Annotated in this window: 6 protein-coding genes and 1 pseudogene; 1 reads left to right on the top strand and 6 read right to left on the bottom strand. The window is 63.2% G+C overall.

What is annotated here, in order from left to right; translation table 11 throughout:
- Positions 1-282: 282 nt before the first annotated feature.
- The 6 genes from C41B8_RS18945 to C41B8_RS18920 all read right to left on the bottom strand — a co-directional run bounded on the left by C41B8_RS18945 (position 283) and on the right by C41B8_RS18920 (position 5,669).
- Positions 283-1,005 carry an aspartate/glutamate racemase family protein gene (locus tag C41B8_RS18945; RefSeq protein ID WP_037341889.1) on the bottom strand — a complete coding sequence of 241 codons (723 nt, stop codon included), beginning with the start codon at positions 1,003-1,005 and terminating at the stop codon, positions 283-285.
- 21 nt (positions 1,006-1,026) lie between these two features.
- A complete protein-coding gene (locus tag C41B8_RS18940) occupies positions 1,027-2,481 on the bottom strand; it encodes an NCS1 family nucleobase:cation symporter-1 (RefSeq protein WP_051883789.1) in 1,455 nt (484 codons plus the stop codon).
- Positions 2,478-2,936 (bottom strand): ureidoglycolate lyase, encoded by a 459-nt coding sequence (locus C41B8_RS18935; protein ID WP_232226125.1) that lies wholly within the window; start codon positions 2,934-2,936, stop codon positions 2,478-2,480. The genes C41B8_RS18940 and C41B8_RS18935 overlap by 4 nt, the downstream gene beginning before the upstream one ends.
- Positions 2,937-3,107: 171 nt before the next feature.
- A complete protein-coding gene (puuE, locus tag C41B8_RS18930; protein ID WP_037341883.1) occupies positions 3,108-4,037 on the bottom strand; it encodes an allantoinase PuuE in 930 nt (309 codons plus the stop codon).
- Between the two features lie 35 nt (positions 4,038-4,072).
- On the bottom strand, positions 4,073-4,825 hold the full coding sequence (locus tag C41B8_RS18925; protein ID WP_051883788.1) for a GntR family transcriptional regulator: 753 nt from the start codon (positions 4,823-4,825) through the stop codon (positions 4,073-4,075).
- Positions 4,818-5,669: a bifunctional allantoicase/(S)-ureidoglycine aminohydrolase gene (locus tag C41B8_RS18920; protein ID WP_037341880.1), complete on the bottom strand. Its 852-nt coding sequence runs from the start codon at positions 5,667-5,669 to the stop codon at positions 4,818-4,820. Before C41B8_RS18920 ends, C41B8_RS18925 begins: the two co-directional genes overlap by 8 nt.
- 229 nt (positions 5,670-5,898) lie before the next feature.
- Between C41B8_RS18920 and C41B8_RS18915 the strand changes: the two are divergent.
- Positions 5,899-6,612: pseudogene (locus tag C41B8_RS18915) on the top strand (malate synthase G); the annotation flags it as partial.

Genomic DNA, 6,612 nt, shown 5'->3' with positions numbered 1-6,612 from the left:
CCCATCGGCCTGACCGGCGCCGGTCGCGTCAAGCGGTAGCGGTAGCGGCCGGATGCTTACCACCCGGCGGTGTTGCGGCCTCCTGATGTGGAATGACCACGCGGCGTCGGCCGCGCCTAGCCGGGCCCACGCTCAGACTAGCGCAGACCCCGCCATCCTATTGAAATAGGCTCTAAGGCGATGACCACAGGCGTCATTTGCTACTGATGAGCTGCGGTCGTCGGGCACGTCGAGTGATTTTTGAGTCACTCGACGTGCAGCGCTTTGATACCGAGCGCTTGCTCAGAGCGCGGGTGGCCAATTAACGAAGCGCTTTTCGCGCGGCTGGCTGAACATGCGGGCCTTGGACGTCGACAGGTTTTGAGCGACCAGGCCTTCGGCAAGCTTGACCGCCGCCGATACGCCGTCGATGACCGGCACGCCGGTTTGTGCCACGACTCGGCTTGTGAGCCCGGCCATGCCGCCGCAGCCGAGACAGATCGCTTCCGCGCGATCGACTTCGACGGCGTGCAAGGCCTTGGTCACAATGGCTTGGATGGCGGCTTCGGGATCGCGCTCGAGTTCGAGCACGGCCAGGCCGCTGGCATGCACGGACGCCAGCCGATCGCTCAGTCCGGCCAGTTTGAGCCGGTCTTCGATCATGGGTACGGCACGGTCGAGCGTGGTGACCACCGAGTAGCGATGGCCCACGAACAAGGCCGTGGCCGCTGCGGCCTCCGTGATGTCGACCACCGGCACATCGAAAAGCTCCTGCAGCCCCTCGCGGCCGTGTTCGCCGTAACCGGCCTGGATGATGGCATCGAATTCGCCGTCGTAGGCCCGGATGGTTTCCATGACGGCCACGGCGGCCACATAGCTTTCGTAGTTGCCTTCGATGGATTCGGCGCCGAAGGCCGGGGTGATGGGAATGATCTCGGTGCCGGGGTTCGCCACGGCTCGCGCCTGCTGCGCGATGGCGTCGGTCATTGAGGTCGTCGTGTTCACGTTGGCAACGAGAATGCGCATGCTAAAGCTCATTAAAGGGGTTTATTGCGAGGGGCGGGCGATGGCCTCGCCCTCGACGTGTTCATACGTTTGACGCTGTGGCGCCAGTATCAGGTGCAGCACCGCGGCTATGACAGCGCCGACGATCCAGGAGAAATCCGAGACCGCATGAAACACCGGAATCAGCGCCACGGCGATGGAGATTACCGCCGCGGGCACCAGGGCGTAGAAGGCGCGAGGGTTGAAACCGTCGCGGTAATAGTAGGTGCCGTCGGGGGACTCGCTGTAGAGGTCGGGAATGTTGATCCGCTGACGCCGGATGACCCAGTAGTCGACCATGATCAGGCCGAAGAACGGGCCGAGGATCGCGCCGAGGCCGCCGAGAAAGTAGTTGATGACCAGCGGGCTGTTGTAGAGATTCCACGGCAGGATGACGAGACCGATAATCGCAGTCACGAGCCCGGCGCGGCGGAAGGTAAGCCAGCGCGGGAACAGGTCGCACAGCATGTAGTTCGGGGCGACGAAGTTGGCCACCAGATTCACGGCGATGGTCAACACGATCAGCGAGAGCGACGCGGCGATCCGCCAGATGGGGCTGTCGATCGTGCGCACGATATCGGCCGGACTTTTGATGATCGCACCGTTGATCTGGAACTGCGCGCCGGCCAGAACGATCACGATCAGCGCGAACAGCATCATGTTCAACAGAATGCCGGACAAATTACCCAGCACCACGGCACGCTTGGTGCCGACGCAGCGTGTGAAGTCGCACACGTTGAGCGCGAACGTGCCGTAGATCACCACCCACAAGCAGGCCCCGGCAAAGATCATCTCCCACATCGGGATGCCGGTGAGCGGCTGATTGATCGACCAGGCGATCGTGAAATGGGCGCGAATCAGCACCCAGCCGGCGATGGCGAGCATGGTGACCAGAATGATCGGCCCGGCGAAGGCGATGTAGTGCCGCACCATGGTCATGCCGTAGCTTACGATAACGATCTGAACTGCCCAGAGGGCAACGAATGAGGCCCAGCCGAGTGCGGACAGGCCCAGAAACGTGACCTGCTCGAGACCGCCCAATGACGGGATGAAGCTGACCAGCAGCGCGTTGAGCACGTTCGCGGCCAGATAGGTCTGGATGCCGAACCAGACGATGGCAATACCGCCGCGACAGATCGCCGAAACGCGTCCGCCGCGGATACCGAAGGCGATCCGGCTGACGACCGGAAACGGCAGGCCGGTCTGTTCGCCCAGGAAGCCGGACAGCGTGAGTAGGGCAAACAGAATCGCCGCGCCGATGGCGAAGGTCAGCAGAATCTGCCAAGCCCCCAGGCCCAGTGCGAACAGGCCGATGGCGAAGGTGTAATTACCCAGACTGTGTACATCGTTTGCCCACATGGTGAACACGTTGTACGCGTTCCAATGCCGGCCCTCGCGCTGGACCGGCGCGATATCGTTGTTGTAAAGGCGTGGGTGCGGAAAAGCGGGTGAACTCATGGCCGACTCTCCGGCTGGTCTTCCGGCAAACAGACCGCGATCGGGGTTTCCAGCGCGAACTCGTCGCAGTTATTGCCGGGGCCGGCCCGATGCACTTCAAAGAACTGGCACGCTTCGTCCAGCGCGATCATGGGGTGGTGCCATACGCCGCGGTGATAATTGATGCCCTGATCGCCATTCGCCACGAAGGCGCGCAGCGCGTCCGGTCGCGGCGGTTCGCCGGCCGGCGCGACCACGACGAGATAGCGCTGCCCGTTGATCGGCATGAAGATTTGGCTGCCGAGCGGATGACGCTCCATGAGCCGTAGCGGCACCGGCGTGGTTTCCGGTACACAGGCCACGAGACTGACGGCCGTGCGACCGTCCTCGGATGCCACATCCACGTGGGCCAGATCCGGGTAACGCCATCCTTTGCCCTGGTTGATTGCATGGCATGGGCCGCGCGAGTCGATCACGTCCCCAAAGGGCGCAAATGCCTCGGGCGAAAGGGGTACAGCACGCAGCTGTAACGCTGCGGTGTCATCAGGCGGGTGTGATGCCATTGAGATCTTCTCCGAAAGGTTGGGCCGTTTTTTTGTTTTATTGCCCGGCATGAAACGATCGTCATGCCGGGTTGATCATCGGGCTCAGGCGCTGGGCGGATGCGTCGCTCGCCAGTGGCGTGCGATGTCTTCGCGACGACAAACCCAGGCGTCTTCGTGCTGTTTCACGTAATCGAGAAAACGCGCGACTGCGGCGGCCCGGCCCGGGCGGCCCGCCACGCGGCAGTGCAGACCGACGGACAGCATCTTCGGCTGCGTGGCGCCTTCGGCATACAGCACGTCAAAGGCATCGCGCAGATAGGCAAAGAACTGATCGCCGGAATTAAAGCCTTGCGGCGCGACAAAGCGCATGTCGTTGGTATCCAGCGTGTAGGGCACGATCAGCTGCGGTTCGCCGGCGACCGATTCCCAATAAGGCAGATCGTCGGCGTAAGAATCGGCGTCGTATAGAAAACCGCCGTGTTCGGCGACCAGACGCCGCGTGTTCGGGCCACAGCGGCCGGTGTACCAGCCGACCGGCCGTTGACCCGTCGCGCGTTCGATGGCCTCGACCGCGCGGACGATGTGGTCGCGCTCGGTGTCTTCGTCGACATACTGATAATCGATCCAGCGCCAGCCGTGCGATGCGATTTCAAATCCGGCGTCGACCATGGCGCGGGCCGCTTCCGGGTTGCGCTCGATTGCCATGCCGACCGCGAACACGGTGGCGGTCAGGTCGCGTTCCTTGAACAGCCGCAGCAGACGCCAGAAGCCGGCACGGCTGCCATATTCGTAGAGCCACTCCATGCTCATGTGACGAACGCCTTCACGGGCGTCCGTGCCGACCATTTCGGACAGAAAGCTTTCCGATGCCGCGTCGCCGTGCAGAATGTTGTTTTCAGAGCCTTCTTCGTAGTTGATGACGAACTGCACCGCAATGCGCGCGCCGCCGGGCCACTGGGCCTGCGGGGGAGTGGCGCCGTAGCCGATCATGTCGCGTGGGTAGTCGGTGTCGAAATCTTCGGTCTGACTCATTGGGAACCCCGAGGATGGATGAGAAGGTCAGGCGATCAGGGCGTATCGATGGGCTTGCGATGGCCACGCGCGCCGAGCATTTTGGCGAGTTCGTTTTCGGTCGGTGAATCGGCCAGTTCGAGCTGGTCTTCGCAGTCGTGCAGATGCTGATGCATCGCGCGCTGGGCGGCCGCGACATCCCCGCGCTCGATCACCTCGATCAACTCGTCGTGCGCATGATGCGAACAGGCGGCCGAGGCGTGCGTCTGATACATGGCAATGATCAGCGTGGTGCGGCCAATGAGCTGGTCGAGAAAGCCGCACAGGACGGTGTTGCCGGAGAGGGCGGCCAGGCCCCGATGGAAATCGCCGGAGGCGCGGATCATGCGCTGGCGATCGCGGCTGTCGTGTGCCGCCACATCCGCGGCCACCAGATCGCGCAGGCGCTTGTGATCGGCCGGCGTCATCGCGGGCACGCTGTGTTCCAGCATGGCGGCCTCGATCAGCCGGCGAGCCTCGAACACTTCGCGTGCTTCCTCCACCGTCGGCTGCGAGACGATAGCGCCGCGATTCGGGCGAATATCGACCAGTTTATCGCTCGCCAACCGGAACAAGGCCTTGCGTACGACCGTACGGCTTACGTCGTAAAGTTCGCCCAGGCGCGCCTCGGACAGTTTGGTGCCGGGCGGCATGCGCTGGTCGAAGATGGCATCGGCAATGTCACGCCGTATGGTCTGGTCGACAGTAGTGTTCGGCCCGCCGTCGGCTGCCATCGCTGCCGCAATATCGATCGATGCCTGGTCACGCATGGCGGTTGCGCTCCAATGGGCTCAGCGATAACGACGGATGTCGATTGACATCCTTGTACAGCAGATAGCGGAAAGGGCCGGGTCCGGCGGCGTAGCAGGCCTGTGGGCAGAAGGCACGTAGCCACATGAAATCACCGGCCTCGACCTCGACCCAGTCCTCGTTGAGTTGATAGACCGCCTTGCCTTCAAGCACATACAGCCCGTGCTCCATGACATGCGTTTCGGAAAACGGGATCACGCCGCCGGGTTGAAAGGTCACGATCGTGACGTGCATGTCGTGCGACAGATCGTCGGGGTCGACGAAGCGCGTGGTCGCCCACACGTTGTTGCAATCGGGCATCGCGGTGGGTTCGACATCGTCGTCGTGGCTGACGAAACTCGCCGGGGCCTCGATACCCGCGACGTATTCATAGCGCTTGCGGATCCACTGGAAGCAGGCGGCGACGTCGCCGTCATTCTCCAGCGTCCAGCTGGTTTTCGGCCCGATGAAGACATAGCTACCCGGGCGCAAGGTGTGTGCCACGCCGTCGAGCGTGATGCGGGGCCGGCCGGCCAGGACAAAGACCACGCCTTCGGCATCCGGTTCCGGTTCGGGCGTCTGGCTGCCGCCGCCGGGCGCCACCTCGACGATGTACTGGGCAAAGGTCTCGGCAAATCCGGATAGGGGACGGGCCAGAATCCAGGCACGGGTGTGGTGCCAGTGCGGTAGTCGGCTGGTCACGATGCTGCGCATCACCCCGCGTGGGATTACGGCGTAGGCGGTCTTGAAGACAGCGCGATCCGTCGTGCGTTGTGTCTGTTCCGGCAGGCCATCCGCTGGGGTGGCGTAAGTGCGCTCGGGCATGAGTGATATTCCGTGAGCTTGTAAGTGGACACTAGATCGGCTCCAAATTGGATACGATTCAACTTTCGTTGAGTATCCGAGTGCGAGCGCGCTATGGTCCAGTACAGGCACAGGCTTTGAATCGTTCCGTGTCGATGGACGGCGCGAGGAAAGCCTCGGGATAACGAAATGGGCCCGCCTTGGCGTAAGGCATGAGGCGCGCCGTCTTCATTTTTCAGCCGGAATTTTTATGACCCAGCGAATCGAACGCGCCGGCCTGCAGATTGGCAAGCCGCTATACGACCTAATCGAGACCGCCCTGCCGGGGACCGGCATCGACTCGGAAATGTTCTGGGCCGAACTGGCGGCCCTGGTCGAAGAATTCGGGCCCAAGAACGCGGCCCTGCTCAAGCACCGTGTCGACCTCCAAGAAACCCTGGACAAATGGCATCGCGAACATCGCGGCGACGCCTTCGACCGCGACGCATACCGTCAACTGCTGACCGAACTCGAATACATCGTGCCCGACGTCGACGACTTCTCGGTCTCGACCGACCACGTCGACCCCGAAATCGCCACCGTGCCCGGCCCGCAGCTCGTCGTGCCCATCACCAACGCCCGGTTCGCCTTGAACGCCGCCAACGCCCGTTGGGGCAGCCTCTACGACGCCCTCTACGGCGCCGACATCATCCCCGAGACCGACGGCGCCGAAAAAGGCAAAAGCTACAACCCCAAGCGGGGCGCCAAGGTCGTCGCCCATGCGGCTGAATTCCTCGACGCCCACTTCCCCCTCGACGGCGGCTCGCACGCCGACGCCCAGGCCTATCGCATCGACAACGGCCGGCTCGCCGTCGACATCGGCTCCGACCACGTCGGCCTGGCCGACCCGCGCCAGTTCGTTGGCCATCAAGGCACCGCCAGCGCACCGAGCGCCGTCCTGCTCGTGCACCACGCCCTGCACATC

The organism is Salinisphaera hydrothermalis C41B8, assembly GCF_000732535.1.
Taxonomy (GTDB): Bacteria; Pseudomonadota; Gammaproteobacteria; order Nevskiales; family Salinisphaeraceae; genus Salinisphaera; species Salinisphaera hydrothermalis.
The sequence above is the reverse complement of the archived record's forward strand: the minus strand, read 5'-3'. Positions and strand labels throughout refer to the sequence as shown.

Excerpts from the sequence above, each read along its gene's own strand:
- C41B8_RS18945 (WP_037341889.1), bottom strand. The coding sequence starts at position 1,005 with ATGCGCATTCTCGTTGCCAACGTGAACACGACGACCTCAATGACCGAC.
- C41B8_RS18940 (WP_051883789.1), bottom strand. The coding sequence starts at position 2,481 with ATGAGTTCACCCGCTTTTCCGCACCCACGCCTTTACAACAACGATATC.
- puuE (WP_037341883.1), bottom strand. The coding sequence starts at position 4,037 with ATGAGTCAGACCGAAGATTTCGACACCGACTACCCACGCGACATGATC.
- C41B8_RS18925 (WP_051883788.1), bottom strand. The coding sequence starts at position 4,825 with ATGCGTGACCAGGCATCGATCGATATTGCGGCAGCGATGGCAGCCGAC.
- C41B8_RS18920 (WP_037341880.1), bottom strand. The coding sequence starts at position 5,669 with ATGCCCGAGCGCACTTACGCCACCCCAGCGGATGGCCTGCCGGAACAG.